This window comes from Bradyrhizobium sp. ORS 278 (assembly GCF_000026145.1).
GTDB lineage: Bacteria > Pseudomonadota > Alphaproteobacteria > Rhizobiales > Xanthobacteraceae > Bradyrhizobium.
Map to the genome: position 1 here is coordinate 234,818 of NC_009445.1, position 21,324 is coordinate 256,141.

Annotated in this window: 16 protein-coding genes; 9 read left to right on the forward strand and 7 right to left on the reverse strand. The window is 66.1% G+C overall.

All coding sequences use genetic code 11. The features are described 5' to 3' along the window. Positions 1-138 precede the first annotated feature (138 nt). The gene (locus tag BRADO_RS01070; RefSeq protein ID WP_011923475.1) at positions 139-1,200 is read left to right on the forward strand and encodes a DUF2336 domain-containing protein; all 1,062 of its coding nucleotides are present in this window, start codon (positions 139-141) and stop codon (positions 1,198-1,200) included. A 24-nt stretch (positions 1,201-1,224) separates the two neighbouring features. Here the strand turns inward: BRADO_RS01070 and BRADO_RS01075 are convergent, their stop codons facing one another. From BRADO_RS01075 to BRADO_RS35850, 4 genes are all read right to left on the reverse strand, one after another. Next, positions 1,225-1,992: an outer membrane lipoprotein carrier protein LolA gene (locus BRADO_RS01075; RefSeq protein WP_011923476.1), complete on the reverse strand. Its 768-nt coding sequence runs from the start codon at positions 1,990-1,992 to the stop codon at positions 1,225-1,227. A 179-nt stretch (positions 1,993-2,171) separates the two neighbouring features. After that, positions 2,172-4,637 (reverse strand): DNA translocase FtsK, encoded by a 2,466-nt coding sequence (locus BRADO_RS01080; RefSeq protein ID WP_011923477.1) that lies wholly within the window; start codon positions 4,635-4,637, stop codon positions 2,172-2,174. Between the two features lie 11 nt (positions 4,638-4,648). Beyond that, entirely contained in the window at positions 4,649-5,863 is a 1,215-nt protein-coding gene (locus BRADO_RS01085) for an aminotransferase class I/II-fold pyridoxal phosphate-dependent enzyme (protein ID WP_011923478.1), read from the reverse strand. Positions 5,864-6,563: 700 nt separating this feature from the next. Next, complete coding sequence (locus tag BRADO_RS35850; protein ID WP_256374579.1) at positions 6,564-6,695, reverse strand: hypothetical protein; 132 nt, start codon at positions 6,693-6,695, stop codon at positions 6,564-6,566. A 67-nt stretch (positions 6,696-6,762) separates the two neighbouring features. Here BRADO_RS35850 and bamA point away from each other — a divergent pair, with 67 nt between their 5' ends. Beyond that, positions 6,763-9,267 (forward strand): outer membrane protein assembly factor BamA, encoded by a 2,505-nt coding sequence (bamA, locus tag BRADO_RS01090; protein WP_011923479.1) that lies wholly within the window; start codon positions 6,763-6,765, stop codon positions 9,265-9,267. A gap of 416 nt (positions 9,268-9,683) precedes the next feature. On the opposite strand, the gene BRADO_RS35645 is transcribed toward bamA, so the two are convergent. Continuing rightward, positions 9,684-9,962, reverse strand: coding sequence for a hypothetical protein (locus tag BRADO_RS35645; protein ID WP_244422947.1), 279 nt, complete (start codon positions 9,960-9,962; stop codon positions 9,684-9,686). Between the two features lie 249 nt (positions 9,963-10,211). Further along, positions 10,212-10,970, reverse strand: coding sequence for an SDR family oxidoreductase (locus tag BRADO_RS01095; RefSeq protein WP_011923480.1), 759 nt, complete (start codon positions 10,968-10,970; stop codon positions 10,212-10,214). A gap of 179 nt (positions 10,971-11,149) precedes the next feature. On the opposite strand from BRADO_RS01095, the gene BRADO_RS01100 reads away from it, so the two are divergent. Further along, positions 11,150-12,676 carry a malonyl-CoA synthase gene (locus BRADO_RS01100; RefSeq protein ID WP_011923481.1) on the forward strand — a complete coding sequence of 509 codons (1,527 nt, stop codon included), beginning with the start codon at positions 11,150-11,152 and terminating at the stop codon, positions 12,674-12,676. Between the two features lie 7 nt (positions 12,677-12,683). Here BRADO_RS01100 and BRADO_RS01105 read toward each other — a convergent pair whose 3' ends face one another. Continuing rightward, a complete protein-coding gene (locus BRADO_RS01105) occupies positions 12,684-12,941 on the reverse strand; it encodes a hypothetical protein (protein WP_041755966.1) in 258 nt (85 codons plus the stop codon). Between the two features lie 574 nt (positions 12,942-13,515). Between BRADO_RS01105 and sdhC the strand changes: the two genes are divergently transcribed. The 6 genes from sdhC (at position 13,516) to BRADO_RS01135 (ending at position 21,268) form a co-directional block, all read left to right on the forward strand. Further along, positions 13,516-13,914, forward strand: a complete 399-nt coding sequence (sdhC, locus tag BRADO_RS01110) for a succinate dehydrogenase, cytochrome b556 subunit (RefSeq protein WP_011923483.1) — start codon at positions 13,516-13,518, stop codon at positions 13,912-13,914. 20 nt (positions 13,915-13,934) lie between these two features. Further along, entirely contained in the window at positions 13,935-14,309 is a 375-nt protein-coding gene (sdhD, locus tag BRADO_RS01115) for a succinate dehydrogenase, hydrophobic membrane anchor protein (protein WP_011923484.1), read from the forward strand. Positions 14,310-14,312: 3 nt separating this feature from the next. Next, positions 14,313-16,151, forward strand: coding sequence for a succinate dehydrogenase flavoprotein subunit (sdhA, locus tag BRADO_RS01120; protein ID WP_011923485.1), 1,839 nt, complete (start codon positions 14,313-14,315; stop codon positions 16,149-16,151). 49 nt (positions 16,152-16,200) lie between these two features. After that, a complete protein-coding gene (locus BRADO_RS01125) occupies positions 16,201-16,983 on the forward strand; it encodes a succinate dehydrogenase iron-sulfur subunit (RefSeq protein ID WP_006613010.1) in 783 nt (260 codons plus the stop codon). A 118-nt stretch (positions 16,984-17,101) separates the two neighbouring features. Then, positions 17,102-19,252, forward strand: coding sequence for an ATP-binding protein (locus BRADO_RS01130; RefSeq protein WP_011923486.1), 2,151 nt, complete (start codon positions 17,102-17,104; stop codon positions 19,250-19,252). Between the two features lie 60 nt (positions 19,253-19,312). Then, positions 19,313-21,268 (forward strand): ABC transporter ATP-binding protein/permease, encoded by a 1,956-nt coding sequence (locus BRADO_RS01135; RefSeq protein WP_041755970.1) that lies wholly within the window; start codon positions 19,313-19,315, stop codon positions 21,266-21,268. Positions 21,269-21,324: the final 56 nt, after the last annotated feature.

Here is a 21,324-nt window from a genome sequence, read left to right on the forward strand (position 1 = left end):
TTAACGACGGCTTGCTGTACCTCTGTTCCCACCAACGGGCTTAACGCCCCTTTAGTCCGGCCCTCGCATTCTTTCGCAAATTGATCATGGACCCGCGCTCCGCCACAGCTGGCGGGCGCCGTGAAAGAGAGATCTGCGATGCCCCTTCCGGCAGCTGCCGCCAAGACGCAAGCGGGCGAGGCGCGGACCGTATCCGAGCTCGCCACCGAAATGTTGCGCCGGACCACGGCGCTCTTCCTCGCCGGCCCGCGGCCCGCCGCCGACGAGCAGCTCGATCTTTACGATCAGATGTTCGCCCGGCTGATGCCGCAGGTCGCGACCGAGGTGCTGGCAGAGCTGAGCACGGCGCTCGCCGTTGTCGAGCGCGCGCCTTACGCGACTGTGCGGCTGCTGGCGGTGCATCCCGAATTACGGGTTGCCGGGCCGGTGCTGGCCAAGGCGGCGGTGCTGACCGAGCGCGACCTCGCCGAGTTCATCCGCGCTTCGAGCCCGGCGCATCTGGTGGCGGTCGCCAGCCGCCGGGGCATCGGCGACGCGCTCACCGCGCAGTTGATCGCGCGCGGCTTCCCGCCGGTGCGCATGGCGCTGGCGCAGAATCTCACCGCAAAACTGTCCGAGGACAGCTATCGCAGCCTGTTCAAGGTCGCCGAGCGCGACGAGGATCTCGCCGAGAAGCTCGCGCTGCGCACCGATCTGCCGGCCAAGCTGTCGCGCGCCTTTGTCGCCGCGGCGAGCGAAGCCGCCCGCGCCCGCTTCATCAAGGCGGCGCCGCCGGCGACCCGCGCTACGCTGCAGGCCGCCCCGACGCGCTCCGCCGCCGCGGCGATGCGGGCGATGTGGGACTACGAGCCTGTGAAGGCCGAGGTTGCCGCGCTCAACCGCACCGGCAAGCTCGGTGACTCCGCCGTCAACCGCTTCTGCGTCACCGGCGATTTTCCCGCCGTCATCGCGGCGTTGGCGCTGCTTTGCGTGATCCCGATCGAGACGGTCGAATCGCTGCTGGACGAGAGCCGCATGATGGATCTCTTGCTGGCCTGCAAGGCGGCACGGCTGAGCTGGGCGACCACCGGCATGATCCTGAAGGCGCGTCCGGGGTGCGACGCGATCGCGGCCGAGGATTTCGAGGAGGCGCGCAAGCGCTTCGAGAAGCTCGTGCTGTCGGAGGCGCAGTGGAAGGTGCGCGGCCTGCAGACGAGCTGACCCGCGCGCCGAGGCAGCGGTCGCTCAGCCCGGCGGCGTCGCGTAGTTGGTGAAGTCGATCTTGAACATCGCCGGATCGAGCTTCTTGGTGGTGTCGAGATTATAGACCGCGATCGTGGTGTCGTAGCCCTGCGGGTCGGTCACGGTCCACTGCTTGAGCTGGCCGTCCTTGGCGCCGAGCATCAGCATCAGCCGGCTGGTGCCAATCAGCGCTTGCTTCTCCTCGATCGTGATCGTGACGTAGAGCTCGTCCGCGGTGACCGCGATCACGTTGGTGTCCTTGAGCAGGTCGATGCGGTCGGACAACAGGTAGCGCAGCGGCGTCTGCGACAGCGGATAGACATCCTGAGTGGCGAGCTTGCGGTCGCGCACCACCAGCGACGAGCCGTCGGCGATGATGTCGATCGGCGTCGGCGGCTCGTATTCGAAGCGCACCTTTCCGGGCTTCTGGATGTAGAAATCGCCCTTGGTCTTGCTGCCGTCGGGACCGACCTGGACGAAATTCCCGACCAGCGTCTGCAGCGACGACAGATAGGCACTGACCTTGGCCGCGACCGCCTTCTGGTTGGCGTCGAACGAGGTGAAGATGCTCGCCGGCACGTTGCGCCGGGGGTCGGGGATGATCGGGTTGGGCGGCGTGGTTTGAACGGTTGCGGGCGGCTGGCCGCGCTGCTGGTCCGAGGCGTTGAGCTGGCCGCCGCTCTTCTGGGCGGCCTTGGGCGCCGGCGTGGTCTGGGCGGTGGCGTGGCCGGCGACGCTGGTCAGGGCGCAGGCCGCAACGGCGCAGGCCACGAGTCGGGCCGTCGTGCGGCGGCCGCGCGGGAGCGAAAAGGGGCTGTTCGAGAAGGAGCTTTTCAAAACGACGTCCTGATTTCTACGCGTTTCTATCGTGGTTTGGTCGGTCAGCGTGATCGTAATTGCGTGAAGTTACGACCTGGAAACGGCGGATCTGGGACCAAAGCGGGCGGGGGTCAGAACCCGCCTTCCTCCTCGGGCACCAGGATCTCGCGCTTGCCGGCGTGGTTGGCCTGGCCGACGATGCCTTCCTGTTCCATCCGCTCCATCAGCGAAGCGGCCTTGTTATAGCCGATCTGCAGCCGGCGTTGAATGTAGGAGGTCGAGGCCTTGCGGTCGCGCTTCACCACCGCCACGGCCTGGGCGAACAGGTCGTCGCCGCCGCCGCCACCGCCCATGCCGGTGGCGTCGAACACGGCGCCGTCCTCCTCGCTCGGCTCCTCGGCGGTGACCGCCTCGAGATATTCCGGCGAGCCCTGGGCCTTCAGATGGCGCACCACCTTCTCGACCTCCTCGTCGGAGCAGAACGGTCCGTGGACGCGGCTGATGCGGCCGCCGCCGGCCATGTAGAGCATGTCGCCCTGGCCGAGCAGCTGCTCGGCGCCCATCTCGCCGAGGATGGTGCGGCTGTCGATCTTCGACGTCACCTGGAAGGAGATGCGGGTCGGGAAGTTGGCCTTGATGGTGCCGGTGATGACGTCGACCGACGGACGCTGCGTCGCCAGGATCACGTGCAGGCCGGCGGCGCGCGCCATCTGGGCGAGGCGCTGCACGGTGCCTTCGATGTCCTTGCCGGCGACCATCATCAGGTCGGCCATCTCGTCGACGATGATGACGATGTAGGGCAGGGGATCGAGGTCGAGCTTCTCCTCCTCGTAGATCGCCTTGCCGGTCTCCTTGTCGAAGCCGGTGTGCACCGTGCGCGTCAGCTCCTCGCCCTTGGCGCGGGCTTCGGCCACGCGGGCGTTGTAGCCGTCGATGTTGCGCACGCCGAGCTTGGCCATTTTCTTGTAACGCTCCTCCATCTCGCGCACCGCCCATTTCAGCGCGACCACCGCCTTCTTCGGGTCGGTCACGACGGGGGTGAGGAGATGCGGGATGCCGTCATAGACGGAGAGTTCGAGCATCTTCGGGTCGACCATGATCAGCCGGCACTGGTCGGGCCGGAGGCGATAGACCAGGCTCAGGATCATGGTGTTGATCGCGACCGACTTGCCCGAGCCGGTGGTGCCGGCGATCAGCATGTGCGGAGTGCGGGCGAGATCGATGATGATGGATTCGCCGCCGATGTTCTTGCCGAGGCACAGCGGCAGCTTGGCGACGCTCTCGGTCGCCTCCTTGGCCACCAGCAGCTCGCGCAGGTACACCTTCTCGCGATGCACGTTCGGCAGTTCGATGCCGATGGCGTTGCGGCCGGGCACGACGGCGACGCGCGCCGACAGCGCGCTCATCGAGCGCGCGATGTCGTCGGCGAGGCCGATGACGCGCGACGATTTGATGCCGGGCGCGGGCTCCAGCTCGTACAGCGTGACGACCGGGCCCGGATGCGCCTTGACGATCTCGCCGCGCACGCCGAAATCCTGCAGCACGCCTTCCAGCGCGCGCGAATTGGCCTCCAGCTCGCTCTTCGACAGCGGCTGGCGGTCGGACGATTTCGGCGCCGCCAGCATCGAGACCGACGGCAGCTCGTATTTGTCGCTGGATTTCTTCGGCGGAGTCTTCGGCGCGGGCTTCTTGCGTGCCTTCGGGGTCGGCTCCTCCTCCTCGTCGTCCTCCTCCTCAGCCTCTTCCTCCTCGCCCCCCTCGTCCTCCATCTCCGGCGCGAGCGTCGGCTTCTGGCTGCGGCCGAGGCTCGGCTCCTGGCGCCCCGCGGCGCTGCGCGGCTGCGGGCCTGAGGACACCAGCGCGCGATAGGCCGTGCTCAGGAACCAGCCGATCTGCGCCTTGGCGCTCATGATGGCATGGAAGATCCAGCCGAGCCGGATCGCCTTGCGGTCGTCGTCATCCTCGGAATCGGCGAGCGGCGTGTCGTCTTCGTCGTCCGCCAGCTCGCTCGGATCGGCCTGCTTGGCGCCCAGTCCGCCGGCGACCAGCAGACAGCCGATCATCGCGATCAGGAGAAGCGAGCCGAGCACCAGGCGATAGATCACGCCGGGCGGGCCGAACACGACCGCCGGCGCGCGCACCAGCGCATCGCCGACGACGCCGCCCAGGCCCGTCGGCAGCGGCCAGGCATGCGAGCGCGGCCAGCAACTGGCGAAGCCGGCGGCAATGACGGCGGCCAGCACCCAGGCACCGAAGCGCAACGCTTCGCGGTCGAACGGCCGGTGCGTCATCATCCGCCAGCCGCGGATCGCCAACGGCAGGATCGCCATGATCGAGCCGAGGCCGAGGATCTGCATCAGGAGGTCGGCGCTGATCGCGCCGGGATAGCCGACGATGTTGCGGATCGCCCGTGATGTCGCGTGGGACAGGCTCGGATCCTGCACCGACCAGGTCATCAGCGCCGCGGCGGCGACCCCGCACAGCGCGATCAGGCACAGACCCGCGAGCTCGCGCAGCCGCCGCACCAGCGCGTCGCGCAGCGACGTCGGCAGGTGGTTGACCAGGGGAATGACTCGTTCGATCGCCGGCATCCGCATCCGCCCCGCGATTATCCGAGAGTCTCGACCAGCCGGTGCAGCGCCTCGCCGGTCGAGGCGGCATCGGCCACCAGCGCCAGCCTGATATAGCCGACGCCCGGATTGAAGCCGTCGGGTTGCGGCCGCGCCAGATAGCTGCCGGGCACCACGCGCACGCCGGCGTCACGATAGAGCCGCAGCGCCACGTCTGCGTCGCCGCCGCGGTCCGCGACGTCGAGCCAGACGCAGAAGCCGCCGTCGGGCCGCGTGTAGCCGTAGCGATTGCCGATGATCTGGTCGGCGAGGTCGAACTTGGCACGGTACAGCCGCCGGTTCGCCTCGACGTGATCCTCGTCGGCATAGGCCGCGACCGCGACGTGCTGCAGCGGCACCGGCACCTGCGGTGCGGCGACATTGCGCAGCTCGTGGAAGGCGGCGAGGAAGCGGCGATCGCCGGCGGCGAAGCCGATGCGCATGCCCGGCACGTTGGAGCGCTTCGACAGCGACTGGAACGCGACGACATTGGTGTAGTCGGGACCGGCATGCTCGAGCATGCTGCCGGGCGCCGTCTTGGTGTAGATCTCCGAATAGCATTCGTCGCTGAAGATCAGGAAGCCGTAAGTCTTGGCGAGCTGGACCAGCTTGCGCATGTAGTCCGCTGAAGCCACCGAGCCTTGCGGATTGGCCGGCGTCGCGATGTAGAACGCGACGGTGCGCGCCAAGGTCGCCTCGTCGATCGCATCGAGGTCCGGCAGGAAGCCGTTGTCGCGCGTTGTCGGCAGATAGATGGAATCGCAGCCCGCCGTGCGGGCGCCGACGCCGTACACCGGATAGAACGGGTTCGGCATCAGGATCGCCGGTCTGCCGCGGCGCGGGCCGACATGGCGGAGCGCGGCATGCGCGGCGAAGAACAGGCCCTCGCGGCTGCCGTTCAGGACCAGGATCTCGTGCTCGGGATCGATCGGCCGCGGCAGCGCGAATCGGCGCGACAGCCAGGCGGCCGCCGCCTTGCGAAACGGCTCGATGCCTTTGGCGGCCGGGTAGCGGCCGAAATCGGCGATGTGCTGCGCCAGCACGGGACCGACGAAATCCGGCACCGGATGCTGCGGCTCGCCGACCGCGAGCGTGATCATCGGTTTGCCGGGAGAATACGGGGCGAGCAGCTCGTTCAGCCGCGCAAACGGCGAGCGTTCGCTCTCCGAATGGCTGGCGCCAGCGGGCGCGGGGGATGAAGCGGTCATTGCCATACGTAAACGCGCGCCAAACCAGTGGAAGCCGCCGATCGCCCATGAACCGGTGCCTTTGCGGTCACCATAGGTGGGGCGAGGTTAAGACGCGATTAACCATCGGCGCTGCCGACCGTTTTGATGGTTTTTCGCTAGCCGATCCAGAGGCAATTTCGCAACAGAGCCCGACATTGTGGCGATTCGGGCGGCAGCGGAGGGAACCGTAGGGCCAAAGCCGTCGCCGAAGGCGGACTGCGAGATACAGCGCCCTCTCCCCTTGCGGGAGAGGGCATGTACGGCCCATCCGCGGATGCGGTTGGGTGAGGGGTCTCTCTCCGCGGACGACACTCGTGGAGAGAGACCCCTCACCCAACCGAGTTTGCCGGACTGGCCTACATGCCCTCTCCCGCAAGGGGAGAGGGCGCAGTCACGGGCACTGCGCTTGTTGATGCGATATCGAGTGCTACTGAAAAATGGGTGGCCCGGTGCGCCGGAATAAGAATGGGAATCTTTGCGCACCGGGCCTTGGCCGAACCACTTGGGGGCTTAGTTCGGATGAGAAGCGTGTAGCATGGTCGCTTTTCCGGCGTATTGCCGGTGTTCGTTGATTTGTAGAATTTGATGTCGGAACAAGCCGAATGCGGCGGCAGCCGGCCAAAGGCTTAACGGAAATGTCAGCGGCCAGCGTGGCATTCCGGTCCCGGCGTGGACGCCACTCTTATTAGTCGCCGCCGGCGACTCGCGGCGGCATCGCGCACCGAATTTTTCCATCGAGAAACATCCGGTCACGTAGCGCATCAATCGACATTTCACGAAACGAGATTGGCGCATCACGACCATCTTTGACGGGCATCAGCGATTCCCATGGGCGTGCCGACACTCGCAAGGTGCGCCGGGGACTTCCTTTCGAAAGAGCGTCGATGATGCGTCTGAGACTGCCGGGCGTGCTTGCCCTGATGCTGCTGGCCATGCCCGTTTCGTCGCTGCCCCGCATGGCGGTGGCGGCACCTGCTGTTGCGGCGACGTCGATCACCGTCGAGGGCAACCGCCGCATCGAGGCCGATACCATCCGCTCCTACTTCAAGCCGGGCCCGTCCGGCGCGCTCGATGCCGGCCAGGTGGACGACGGCCTGAAGGCGCTGATCGAGACCGGCCTGTTCGCCGACGTGAAGATCGACCGTCAGGGCGGCCGGCTCATCGTGCGGGTGGTCGAAAATCCGGTGATCGGCCGCGTCGCCTTCGAGGGCAACAAGAAAGTCAAGGACGAGCAGCTCAGCGCCGAGGTGCAGTCGAAGCCGCGCGGCACGCTGTCGCGGCCGATGGTGCAGTCGGACGCGCAGCGCATAGCCGAAATCTACCGCCGCTCCGGCCGCTATGACGTCCGCGTCACGCCGGAGATCATCGAGCAGCCGAACAATCGGGTCGATCTCGTCTTCACCGTGGTCGAGGGCGTCAAGACCAGCGTGAAATCGGTCGACTTCGTCGGCAACAAAGCCTTTTCCGCCACGCGCCTGCGCGACATCATCAAGACCCGCGCCACCAACTGGCTCAGCTTCCTCGCCAGCAACGACATCTACGATCCCGACCGCGTCGAGGCCGACCGCGATCTCATCCGCCGCTTCTACCTGAAGAACGGCTATGCGGACGTTCAGGTCGTCGCCGCGCTCACTGAATATGATCCGGAACAGAAGGGCTTCCTGGTCACTTTCCAGATCGAGGAGGGCCAGCAATACCGCGTCGGCTCGGTCCAGTTCCAATCGACCATCGCAGCCCTCGACGGCAACACCTTGCGCGGCTACTCGCGCGTCAATGTCGGAGCGCTGTACAACGTCGAGCAGCTCGAGAAATCGGTCGAGGAGATGCAGATCGAGGCCTCGCGCCGCGGCTTCGCCTTCGCCGTGGTGCGCCCGCGCGGCGACCGCAATCTCGAGGCCCATACGGTCGCGATCGTGTTCTCCGTCGACGAGGGCCCGCGCACCTATATCGAGCGCATCTCGATCCGCGGCAACACCCGCACCCGGGACTATGTGATCCGGCGCGAGTTCGATATCTCCGAGGGCGACGCCTACAACCGCGCGCTGGTCGACCGCGCCGAGCGGCGGTTGAAGAACCTCGACTTCTTCAAGGACGTCAAGATCGCGACCGAGCCGGGCTCGTCGAGCGATCGCGTGATCCTCGTGGTCAATCTCGAGGAGAAGTCGACCGGCGACTTCTCGATCTCCGGCGGCTATTCGACCACCGACGGTGCGCTCGCCGAAGTGTCGATCTCCGAGCGCAACTTCCTCGGCCGCGGCCTGTTCGCCAAGGCGTCGGTGACGTACGGCCAGTATGCGCGCGGCGTGTCGCTGTCCTTCGTCGAGCCCTATCTCCTCGACTACCGCGTCGCGCTCGGCCTCGACGTCTCCTACCGCCAGCAGCTCGCCAACAGCTACACCAGCTATGGCACCCGCACCGTGGGCTTCAGCCCGCGGCTCGGCTTCCAGCTCCGCGAGGACCTGTCTCTGCAGCTGCGCTACTCGCTATATCGGCAGGAGATCACCCTGCCGTCCTATCTGGCGAACTGCAACAACAACGCGGCAAACGGCCTGCTCGCCTTCAATCCGACACCGGCCTATATCCAGAGCGTGCTCGGCGGCGTCGACCCGACCAACTCGACCACGTCAGGCGTCTATGGCTACGGCTGCTACGGCGACGGCGAATCGAGCCTGGCGGTGCGCAAGGAGCTGAACCAAGGCGCCTCGTTGACCTCGGCGCTCGGCTATACGTTGACCTACAACACGCTCGACAACACCAAGAACCCGACCGAAGGCCTCCTGATCGACTGGCGCCAGGATTTCGCCGGCGTCGGCGGCAATGTGAGCTATCTGAAATCGGCGGTCGACGCCAAATATTTCACGCTGCTGGTCTCCGAGATCGTCAGCGTCATCCATCTGCAGGGCGGCGTGCTCGAGAAGATCGGCGACAAGGACCTGCGCATGCTCGATCATTACCAGATGGGTCCGACGCTGGTCCGCGGCTTCGCCGCCAACGGCATCGGCCCGCGCGACATCACCTATCGCAGCTTCGGCGCGACGGGCGACGCGCTCGGTGGCACTAAATATTGGGGCGCCTCCGCCGAGTTGCAGATGCCGTTCTGGTTCTTGCCGAAGGAGATCGGCCTGAAAGGCTCGGTCTACGCCGACGCCGGTTCGCTGTGGGGCTACCAGGGCCCGACGTCATGGGCCGCCACCGGCGAGGTCAACACGTCCGCATGCAAATGCGCGATGCAATATGACGACAGCAAGGTCGTCCGCTCCTCCGTCGGCGTCGGCCTGATCTGGGCCTCCCCGTTCGGCCCGCTCCGCTTCGACTATGCGGTGCCGCTGACCAAGGGCAAATACGACGTCGTGCAGGAATTCCGGTTCGGCGGCGGCACGTCGTTCTGAGGCGGGTGAAGGACGACGCTTGTAAAGGCGGCTAGAGCCCCCACTGCCGATCAGTTGGACGGTGCACTTCCCTCCCCGCAAGGGGGAGGGGAGCCGACCTTCCGCGCGGCGGATAGCTCGGCTCACATGAGCTGTCGCCACGATCGCATTCGTCTCATGCGCCTCGCCCGCATCCCTCCCATGCTCAAATTGCCCGTCGTGTTAGTCTGTCGCAGCATCAGCCCTTGCACCGACGGGCAAATCAGTCGCACATTTCCGCGCGTCCTCGCTGCCGCAAGAGGGGCGTGTCGCGACCGTCACGAGACGTTGGCAGGGGGATGCGATGGGCGTGTGTCGGCGCAGCGTGATCATTCGCGCGGACGAACGGTGATGCACGCACGGTCAAGTCGCGCGGTCCTGATATCCCGACGCTGATATCAAGCGGGTGGCGATGCCTTCAGCGTGTCGCGCCCGTGATGGTGGCCAGCAAGCCGGCGCACCAGGGAGAACGCGAAGCAGCCGTTAAAACCGTTGCGCGGGGAAGGCCGGGCGTTCTCGGCCAGACCTGTGGTGACTGCCGCCTGCTTTTCTTTCTGCAGGCGGGCCACGGGCGCGGCCAGCGCCCGGCCTTCCCCGCGCCCTCTGTTGATGAGGGCGACAGGTTTCAGCACAGCTCGGGCGCATCGTGTCGCGAGAACGTCCTCGCGCGCATCCACTCATTCTCGGAGGCAACGCTGCCAACGCCAATACCCACTGTCGTCCCTGCGAACGCAGGGACCCATAACCGCAGGGGTCAATTGGTTGGCACGGGATTGGCCGCCTGCCTGTTTCTCACATCACGCGGTATGGGTCCCTGCGTTCGCAGGGACGACACCGATTGCTGGGAACCAGAGTGGTCTTCACGTCGCTCAAAAAGGCCTCTGCTTGCGCTGGCGCCTCGCAACGACCGCGTCGTTGCGCGCCCCTCACTCCCTGTTCGCCGGCGTCTGGATGAATCCCCGATTCCATGTCGGGCTGATCAGGATCTCGTTCACGCACACCCGCGGCGGCATGCTGGCCACGAACGCGATGGTCCGGCCGAGATCCTCCGGCTGCAGCATCCGGGCCTGCTCCTCGGCGCTCGGCACGACCGGGCGCTGTTCCAGGATCGGCGTCGCCACCTCGCCCGGCATCAGGCAGCAGGCGCGCAGGCCGTTGATACATTCCTCCATGTTGAACGAATGCGTCAGCGCCAGCACCGCGTGCTTGGTCGAAGTGTAGGCCGGGCCCGGCATCTTCGAGACGTGGCGCCCGGCCCAGGACGAGACGTTGATGATGGTGCCGTCCCGCTGCTTGCGCATCGCCGGCAGCACCGCCTTCATGCAATACAGCACGCCGTTGAGATTGATCTCGACCAGCTGATTCCAGCCGTCGAGCGTCATGTCGTCCCAGCGCCGCCGCGGCACGTTCACGCCGGCGGAGTTGACCAGCAGGTCGATGCGGCCGTGACGCATCAGGATGGCGTCGGCCGCGGCCTGCGCGTCGGCGGACTTGGCGACGTCGAGCGCGATGGCTTCCGCCGTGCCGCCATCCGCCACGATCCGGGCCACCACGGCATCCAGCACCGCCTTGCGCCGGCCGGACACCACCACCGTCCAGCCATCTGCCGCCAGCGCCAGCGCTCCGGCCTCGCCGATCCCCGTGCCGCCGCCCGTGATCCAGGCGATTCGTTTCCCCTTGGTCATATCCCAGCGTCTCCCGTTGCCTTCGAAAGGGCGTTTTTGCTAAGGCAGCCTCGATCAGAGACGGCAATCCCGGCGACGTCGCCGCTGCCATCCGTCCCGGCCCTTTTCGTCTTCGTCGAGCCCGATGTTCCGCCGGCTGAAACCGCCGGCCCGGCCGCGCTCTTGAGGGGAATGTTTGCATGAACCACGCCGCCAACACCAATCTGTTCGCCCGCCTGTTCGATGGTCTCGACGATCCCAGCCGGCTCGCGATCGAGACCCACGACGGACAGCGCATCACTTATGGCGACCTGGTCGCCCGCGCGGGACAGATGGCGAATGTGCTGGTGTCGCGGGGCGTGAAGCCGGGCGATCGCGTCGCGGCGCAGACCGAGAAGTCGGTGTCGGGCCTCGTGCTCTATCTCGCCACGGTCCGTGCCGGCGGCGTCTACCTGCCGCTCAACACCGCCTACACCCTCAACGAGCTCGACTATTTCATCGGCGATGCCGAGCCGACCGTGGTGGTGTGCGATCCCTCGAAGGCCGAGGGCATCGGCGCCCTCGCGGCCAAGGTCGGCGCCAAGGTGGAAACGCTGGATGCGTCGGGCAGGGGCTCTTTGACCGACGCCGCGGACAAGGCGGAGACCGCGTTCATCACCGTGCCGCGTGCCCCGGACGATCTCGCCGCGATCCTCTACACCTCCGGCACGACCGGCCGCTCCAAGGGCGCGATGCTGTCCCACGACAATCTCGCCTCGAACTCGCTGACCCTGATCGACTACTGGCGCTTCACCAGGGACGACGTGCTGATCCACGCGCTGCCGATCTATCACACCCACGGCCTGTTCGTGGCCAGCAACGTGACGCTGTTCGCGCGGGCGTCGATGATCTTCCTGCCGAAGCTCGATCCGGATCTCATTATCAATCTGATGGCGCGTGCCACGGTGCTGATGGGTGTGCCGACCTTCTACACGCGGCTGCTGCAGAACCCGCGGCTGAGCAAGGAGACGACCAGCCACATGCGGCTCTTCATCTCCGGCTCGGCGCCGCTGCTCGCCGACACGCATCGCGAGTGGTTTGCGCGGACCGGCCATGCCGTGCTCGAGCGCTACGGCATGACCGAGACCAACATGAACACGTCGAATCCCTATGCGGGCGAGCGGGTGCCCGGCGCGGTCGGCTTCCCGCTGCCGGGCGTTTCCGTGCGCGTCACCGATCCCGAGACTGGCAAGGAACTCGCGCGCGACGACATCGGCATGATCGAGGTGAAGGGTCCGAACGTGTTCAAGGGCTATTGGCGGATGCCGGAGAAGACCAAATCGGAATTCCGCCCCGACGGCTTCTTCATCACCGGCGACCTCGGCAAGATCGATCCGCAGGGCTACGTCCACATCGTCGGCCGCGGCAAGGATCTGGTGATCTCCGGCGGCTTCAACGTCTATCCGAAGGAGATCGAGAGCGAGATCGACGCCATGCCGGGCGTGGTCGAGTCCGCGGTCATCGGCGTGCCGCATGCCGATTTCGGCGAGGGTGTCACCGCCGTCGTGGTGCGCCAGCCAGGCGCCGATGTCAGCGAGGTCGGCGTGCTCAAGGGGCTCGATGGCCGGCTCGCGAAGTTCAAGATGCCCAAGCGCGTGTTCGTCGTCGATGAACTGCCGCGCAACACCATGGGCAAGGTGCAGAAGAACGTGCTGCGTGACCAGTACAAGGACATTTATACGAAGTGACGGCGGCTTAGCGCCGCCGCGCAATCGCAAGACCCGCAAGCGCGGCCAGCGGCGGCGCGGCGCAGATCAGCGCGAGCTTGACCACGGCGAGCCAGGCGATCTCGTGCTGGATGGCGATGGCCAGGCATGCGGCGAACAGCCCGGCGGCCGTGAAGCCGAGGATGCAGGTCAACGGCTCCTCGGCCGGCTCCTGCAAGGACACTTTGCGGACGGGCAGCGCCGCCTGGAGTTCCCTGGGACTCGGCCGGACGGTGGGAACGGGCATCGGACCTCCCTGCAGCGCGTCTCATCTGTCCGTTTCTCGTCGCAGACTAGGTCACGCCGCCCGCACCGGACATGCGGCAAAATCGAGCAGCCGCGAGAACGGGAGTGCGGCTGCAGGAACGGGGACGTTGGCGTCGACTTGCCCCGGCGCAAAGCGCCGGCTTCCCTTGCGAGCCTTTTTTCGCCCCGCGAATCCTTCCGGGCAGCCTTGCAGAATCATTGGCCTGTCGAGCTCGCACCGCGCGAAACCGGCTTAGGCAGGCCCGTAGTTAAGCGGTGAATCAATGCTCTACGATCTGCGTTATTTACTAGTTGTCCGGAGTTCGCTGCAGCAGTGTTGAGGAGTTAGAAGTGAACAGAAATTCGCTGCATGATGGGTTGGTTCGGCTCTGGTATACCACGACGGACATTGATCCTTTTTTCATCGGTCACGTAGTACTGAATCACTGTTCGGATTCGGGCCATTTGTCCGTTGCAACACCTGTTCCTTCTCCGTAAATAAAGCCCGCCTGCCGATCCCACACGGCCGCAAGCCCCTTCCGTTCACGGCCCACAAGAAATCATCAAAGCAACCAATGACAGCCAGGATCGAACGACCGCTTTCGCCGCATCTGCAAACCTACCGCTGGACGCTGACGATGATCTTGTCGATCGTCCACCGCGCCACGGGTGTTGCACTCTATTTCGGGACGCTGCTGCTGGCCTGGTGGTTGATCGCCGCCGCGTCCGGCCCCAGCGCCTATTCCTATGTCCAGGGCTTCATGGGCAGCTTCCTCGGCCGCCTGATCGTGTTCGGCTACACCTGGGCGCTGCTGCATCACCTGCTGTCCGGCATTCGTCACTTCGTCTGGGACCTCGGTTACGGCTTCAAGCCCAACGAACGTGAGACTTTGACCTGGGGTGCACTGATCGGCGGCATCTCCTTGACCGTTCTGGTGTGGATCGTGGCTTACGCCGTTGGAGGTGGCCGATGAGCGACGCGCGCGCAAAATCGATGCGGACCCCGCTGGGCCGCGTCCGCAACCTCGGTGCGGCTCACTCCGGCACGGGAGACTTCTGGCGTCAGCGCATCACCGCGGTCGCGATGACCCTGCTGATCGTGCCGGTCGTCGTCGTCGTCATCATGCTGCTCGGCCGCAACCAGGCCGGTGCTGCGCAGATCCTCGGCTCGCTGCCGATCGCGCTGATCATGCTGCTGTTCGTGGTCGCCAGCTGCTGGCACATGAAGATCGGCATGCAGGTGATCATCGAGGACTACGTGCACACCGAGTCGCTCAAACTCATCGCGATCATGGGCAACAACTTCTTTGCCGTGACCGTGGCGATCGCCTCGATCTACGCCCTCATCAAACTGTCCACTGGAGTCTAGCGAATGGCCGGCGGAGCAAATGGCAGCGCGAACGGCGCGCCCGCGACGAACGGAAAAGCCTATCCGATCGAGGACCACACCTACGATGTCGTCGTGGTCGGCGCCGGCGGCGCGGGCTTGCGCGCCGTCGTCGGCTGCAGCGAAGCGGGCCTGCGCACGGCCTGCATCACCAAGGTGTTCCCGACCCGCTCGCACACCGTGGCGGCGCAGGGCGGCATCTCGGCCTCGCTCGGCAACATGCACCAGGACGACTGGCGCTGGCACATGTACGACACCGTCAAGGGCTCCGACTGGCTCGGTGACCAGGACGCCATCGAATACATGGTCCGCAACGCGCCGGACGCCGTCTATGAGCTCGAGCATTGGGGCGTGCCGTTCTCGCGCACCGAGGACGGCAAGATCTACCAGCGCCCGTTCGGCGGCATGACCATGGACTACGGCAAGGGCCAGGCGCAGCGCACCTGCGCCGCGGCCGACCGGACCGGTCACGCGATGCTTCACACGATGTATGGCCAGTCGCTGCGCCATGCCGCGGAGTTCTTCATCGAGTTCTTCGCCATCGACCTGATCATGGACGACCAGGGCACCTGCCGCGGCGTCATCGCGATCAAGCTCGACGACGGCACCCTGCACCGCTTCCGCGCTCAGACCACCATCCTGGCGACCGGCGGCTACGGCCGCGCCTACGCCTCCTGCACCTCGGCGCATACCTGCACCGGCGACGGCGGCGGTATGGCGCTGCGCGCCGGCCTGCCGTTGCAGGACATGGAGTTCGTGCAGTTCCACCCGACCGGCATTTACGGCTCGGGCTGTCTGGTCACCGAAGGCGCGCGCGGCGAAGGCGGCTACCTCGTCAATTCCGAGGGCGAGCGCTTCATGGAGCGATATGCGCCCTCCGCCAAGGACCTCGCCTCGCGCGACGTCGTCTCGCGCGCGATGACCATCGAGATCCGCGAAGGCCGCGGCGTCGGCAAGAAGAAGGATCACATCTTCCTGCATCTCGACCATCTCGATCCGAAGGTACTGGCCGAGCGTCTGCCCGGCATTTCCGAATCGGCCAAGATCTTTGCCAATGTCGACGTCACTCGCGAGCCGATCCCGATCGTGCCGACGGTGCATTACAACATGGGCGGCATCCCGACGAACTATCACGCCGAGGTGCTGACCAAGAAGGACGGCGACGACAACGCGATCGTCCCGGGCTTGATGGCGGTGGGCGAGGCGGCCTGCGTGTCCGTGCACGGCGCCAACCGGCTCGGCTCCAACTCGCTGATCGACCTCGTGGTGTTCGGCCGCGCCGCCGCGCTGCGGCTGGCCGAGAAGCTGACGCCGAACGGCAAGCAGCCGGATCTGCCAAAGGACTCGGCCGACAAGGCCCTCAGCCGGCTCGACCATTATCGCTACGCCTCCGGCGGCACGCCGACCGCGAAGCTGCGCGAGAGCATGCAGCACGTGATGCAGACCAACTGCGCCGTGTTCCGCACCGGCGAGGTGCTGCAGGAAGGTCATAACCTGATTCACAAGGTGTATGGCGGCATCGGTGACATCGCCGTGTCGGACCGTTCGCTGGTGTGGAATTCGGACCTGATCGAGACCCTGGAGTTCGACAACCTCATCGCGCAGGCGGTGGTGACGATGGACTCCGCGGTCAATCGCACCGAGAGCCGCGGCGCCCACGCCCGCGAGGACTTCCCAGATCGCGACGACAAGAACTGGATGAAGCACACGCTGGCGTGGATCGACAACAAGGACGGCAAGACCACGATCGATTACCGCCCGGTGCACAATTACACCATGACCAACGACGTGCAGTATATTCCGCCGAAGGCACGCGTCTACTGATCGCGCGTGTGCCGAGCCCGTCCGTCAAAACCTGAGAAGGCCTATCGAAATGGCTGAGTTCGCACTTCCGAAGAATTCCCAGATCACCGGCGGCAAGACCTGGCCGAAGCCGGCGGGCGCCACCGAAGTCCGCGAGTTCAAGGTCTATCGCTGGAATCCGGACGACGGCAAGAATCCGAGCGTCGACACCTATTACGTCGACGTCAATGATTGCGGTCCGATGGTGCTCGACGGCCTGATCTGGATCAAGAACCACATTGATCCGTCGCTGACCTTCCGCCGCTCCTGCCGCGAAGGCGTATGCGGCTCCTGCGCGATGAACATCGACGGCCAGAATACGCTGGCCTGCACGCGCTCGATGCACGACGTGAAGGATGGCGCGGTCAAGATCAACCCGCTGCCGCACCAGCCGGTGGTGAAGGACCTCGTGCCCGACCTCACGAACTTCTACGCGCAATACGCTTCGATCGAGCCGTGGCTGAAGACCACCACGCCGACGCCGCAGAAGGAATGGAAGCAGACCCACGAGGATCGCGAGAAGCTCGACGGCCTCTACGAGTGCATCCTGTGCGCCTGCTGCTCGACCTCGTGCCCGAGCTACTGGTGGAACAGCGAGCGCTATCTCGGACCGGCAGCGCTTTTGCAGGCGACGCGCTGGGTCAAGGACAGCCGCGACGAGGCGACCGGCGAGCGGCTCGACAATCTCGAGGATCCGTTCCGTCTGTACCGTTGCCATACGATCATGAACTGCGCCAAGGCCTGCCCGAAGGGGCTCAACCCGGCCGAAGCGATCGCCGAGCTGAAGCTCAAGCTGGTCGAGCGGCAGATCTGACCGAGCAGCAAGGGTAATATATCATTGCGCCCGGGCCCGTCGGAAGTTCCGGGCGCAGCTGATTTTGTAGCTGACGCCGATTGCGATAAGCTCTCAGCCTTCTGGGGCCGGAGCGACCGTGCAGACCGCACAACGCAAATCGCTGACGATGCTGCGCTGGATGATGGTCGCGTCGCTGGCGCTGCCGATCGCGTTGTTCCTGGTCGCTGCCTACGTCTCCTACGGTGCGACCACCGACGAAGCCGACCGCGAGATCCGCCGCTCGCTCGACGTCGTCCACGAGCATGCGCTCAAGGTGTTCGAGACTATCGAACGTAGCCTGTCCGAGATCGACGAGATCGTCCGCGATCTCTCGGACTCCGATATCAAGACCCGCGAGCAGGCGCTGCATGTCCGGCTCCGGCAATTGTCCGACTCGCTGCCGCAGATGAAGTCGGCCTGGGTGTTCGACGCCAACGGCCGGCCGCTGGTTAACAGCCTGATCTACCCGGCGCCGGAGGTGTCGTTCCTGGACCGCGACTACTTCAGCGCCCACGTCAAGGACAGCATCGGCACCTTCATCGGCGCGCCGTTGACGCCGCGCTCGCCCTATCCCGGCGCGGCCTTCTTCAGCGTCAGCCGCCGCCGCCAATCCGACGACGGCAGCTTCACCGGCATCATCCAGGCGTCGGTGCTGCCGGACTATTTCGAGCACTTCTATGCCCGCATCGGCCGCGCCCCCGGCAGCTACTTCGCCCTGAAGCGGTTCGACGGGCTGACGCTGGCGCGTTTTCCGGCCGCCGAGCGCAGCGCGGGTCCGGCCCCGAACGATATACCGGCGGGCGCGGCGGATACCGAGCAGCTGGTCACCGAGACATCGCGGCGGGATGGCATCGAGCGGCGGGTCGGCTATCAGCGGCTCCCGGGCTACCCGGTCTATGTGGCCGCCGGCCTGGAGACCGCGACCATCCGAAACCGCTGGCTCGGGACAATGAGCCGTCACCTCATCTTCGGCATCCCGGCGACCGCGCTGCTGGTGGTGTTTCTGACCCTCGCGCGCCGGCGCACCGAGCGCTTCTACATCGAAGCCGCCCGCCGCCTCGAAGCCGAGGACGCGCTCAAGCACGGCCAGCGCATGGAGGCACTCGGTCAGCTGACCGGCGGCGTGGCTCACGATTTCAACAACCTGCTGACGGTGATCCGCGCCTCGGCCGATCTGCTGCGCCGGCCGAATTTGCCGGACGAGCGTCGGCAGCGCTACATCGACGCCATCTCCGATACCGTGGCGCGTGCGTCCAAGCTGACGTCGCAGCTCCTGGCCTTCGCGCGAAGGCAGACCCTGAAACCCGAAGTGTTCGACATCGGCCGCAGCGTCGTCACCCTGCGCGACATGACCAAGACGCTGGTCGGCTCGCGGATCGAGATCGTCACCTCGGTCCCGGACGAGCCGTGCTATGTCAACGCCGATGCCGGCCAGTTCGAGACTGCGCTGATCAACATGGCCGTCAATGCGCGCGACGCGATGGCCGGCCAGGGCCTGCTCAGCATCACCGTGGTGCCCGCACCGGATCTCCCGACGCCGGTGGCGCCGCATGACCGTCCGCCGCTCGGCTATGTCGCCATCGCCGTCCAGGACACCGGTGTCGGCATTCCGCAGGAGCAGGTCGGGCGCATCTTCGAGCCGTTCTTCACCACCAAGACAATCGGGCAGGGCACCGGCCTCGGCCTGTCGCAGGTGTTCGGTTTCGCCAAGCAGTCCGGCGGCGAGATCGGCGTCGTCAGCGAGGTCGGCCGAGGCGCCACCTTCACTCTGTATTTGCCGCGTGTCGCTCCGATGCAGGATCAGCATCACGCGGCTCCCGGCCACGCGGTGCCGATCACCGGCCGCGGCATGTCGGTGCTGGTCGTCGAGGACAACATCGACGTCGGCCGGTCCGCCACCGAAGCGCTCGCCGAGCTCGGCTACCTGACCACTCTGGTCGACAATGCCAAGGACGCGCTGGAGGAACTGATCGACGGCGCCAGCCGGTTCGATGTCGTGTTTACCGACGTGGTGATGCCGGGGATGACGGGCCTCGAGCTCGCCGAGGAGATCCGCCGGCTCGAGCTCAACATCCCCGTCGTGCTCGCCAGCGGCTACAGCCATGTGCTGGCTCAGCAGGGCACCAATGGATTCGAGCTGCTGCGCAAGCCGTACTCGATCGAGGAATTGTCGCGCGTGCTTCACAAGGTCGTGCCGGTGCCGCTGTATGGCGCCCCGCCGGTGGCGCCGAACTCGGAGGTCCGCTGAGCGCGGCGGCCAGCGGAACCCGGATGCGGAACCTTCTATGTGGGTTCCGGTTATCGCGACATGGGACAGATCCAGGACATCGAGCGGCCCGTCACGTCGGAGCCTGTGAAGGGGCCGATCATCGAGATCGCCGCTGAAAACGGTGATCAGGTTGAACCGCCGCCGCCCGAGGTGGTCGAGCCCGACCCGGAGTTGTCGCCAGAGGAGGCCGAGCAGGTCCGCAAGCGCTATCTGCTCACGCGTTTCTGGATCAGCGCGCGGGGCTATTGGGGCCGGGCCGGCGATCGTCTCGCCTGGCCGTTCACGATCGGCCTCCTGATGCTCATCGTCGGCACTGTCGCCTTTCAATACGGCATCAACGTCTGGAATCGATCGATCTTCGATGCGATCGAGAAGCGCGACGCCGCAACGGTGTTTCACCTCACCGCGATCTTCTTCCCGCTGGCGATCGGCAGCGTCATTCTCGCCGTCGCCCAGGTCTACGCGCGGATGGCGATCCAGCGACGGTGGCGCGCCTGGCTGACCAACAGCGTGATCACGCGATGGCTGACGAGCGGGCGCTACTACCAACTCAATTTGGTCAGCGGCGATCACAAGAACCCGGAATATCGTATCGCCGAGGATCTGCGCATCGCCACCGATTCACCCGTCGACTTCGTCGCCGGAGTAACGTCGGCGCTGCTGTCCGCCGCCACCTTCATCGTCGTGTTGTGGACGATCGGCGGCGCGCTCACGCTGCGTCTCGGCGGCAGCGAGCTCACCATTCCCGGCTTCCTGGTGATCGCTGCCGTCGTTTATGCCGTGATCGCCTCAGGCTCGATCATGGCGATCGGCCGCCGCTTCGTGCAGACCTCGGAGGACAAGAACCAGGCCGAGGCCGACTTCCGCTACACGCTGACGCGCGTGCGCGAGAACGGCGAAAGCATAGCGCTGCTCGGCGGCGAGACCGAGGAGCGCGCCGGGATCGACCGGACGTTCGGCAACGTGCTGCAGCAATGGGCCCGGCTCGCCGGCCAGCACATGCGCACGACGCTGGTGTCGCAGGGTTCGAGCCTGATCGCCCCCGTCGTGCCGCTGCTGCTGTGCGCGCCGAAATTCCTCGACGGCAGCATGACGCTCGGCCAGGTGATGCAGGCAGCCAGCGCGTTCACGATCGTGCAGACCGCGTTCGGCTGGCTGGTCGACAACTATCCGCGTCTCGCCGACTGGAACGCCTGCGCGCGGCGCATCGCCTCGCTGATGATGTCGCTCGATGCGCTGGAGCGTGCCGAGCGCGGCGACGGTGTCGGCCGCATCAAGCGCGGCGAGACCACGGGGGAGGCGATGCTCAGCCTGAACGATCTCTCGGTCACGCTCGACGACGGCAAGGCCGTGGTCGGCGAGACCGAGGTCGTGGTCGATCCCGGCGAGCGGCTGCTGGTCGCCGGCGAATCGGGAACGGGCAAGAGCACGCTGGTGCGCGCGATCGCCGGCCTGTGGCCGTGGGGCGGCGGCAGCATCAACTTCCATCCTGACCGCCGCCTCTTCATGTTGCCGCAACGGCCCTATGTGCCCTCGGGCAGCCTGCGCCGGGCGGTGGCCTATCCCGGCGCCGCCGAGGACTGGAGCGTCGAGCAGGTTGGCGAAGCCTTGCACAAGGTCGGCCTCGACCACCTCAAGGACCGCATCGAGGAGGAGGCGCCGTGGGACCAGACCCTGTCCGGTGGCGAGAAGCAGCGCCTGGCCTTCGCGCGGCTGCTGCTGCATGGCCCTGACATCGTCGTGCTCGACGAGGCGACCTCGGCGCTCGACGAGAAGAGCCAGGACAAGATGATGCAGATGGTCACGAACGAGCTGCCGAAGGCCACAATCGTCAGCGTCGCGCATCGGGCCGAGCTCGAGGCCTTTCATAGCCGCAAGATCGTACTGGAGCGGCGCAAGGGCGGCGCCAGGCTTGTCAGCGACATCGATCTCATTCCGCGCAAGGGCAAGCGTCGCCTGATCGGCCGCTTCCTGCGCCAGCGCAAGGCGGTCTGATCGGCCCCGGTGAGACCACAAAGTGGCCACGCCGGCTGCATTGGACTGGGCAGCAA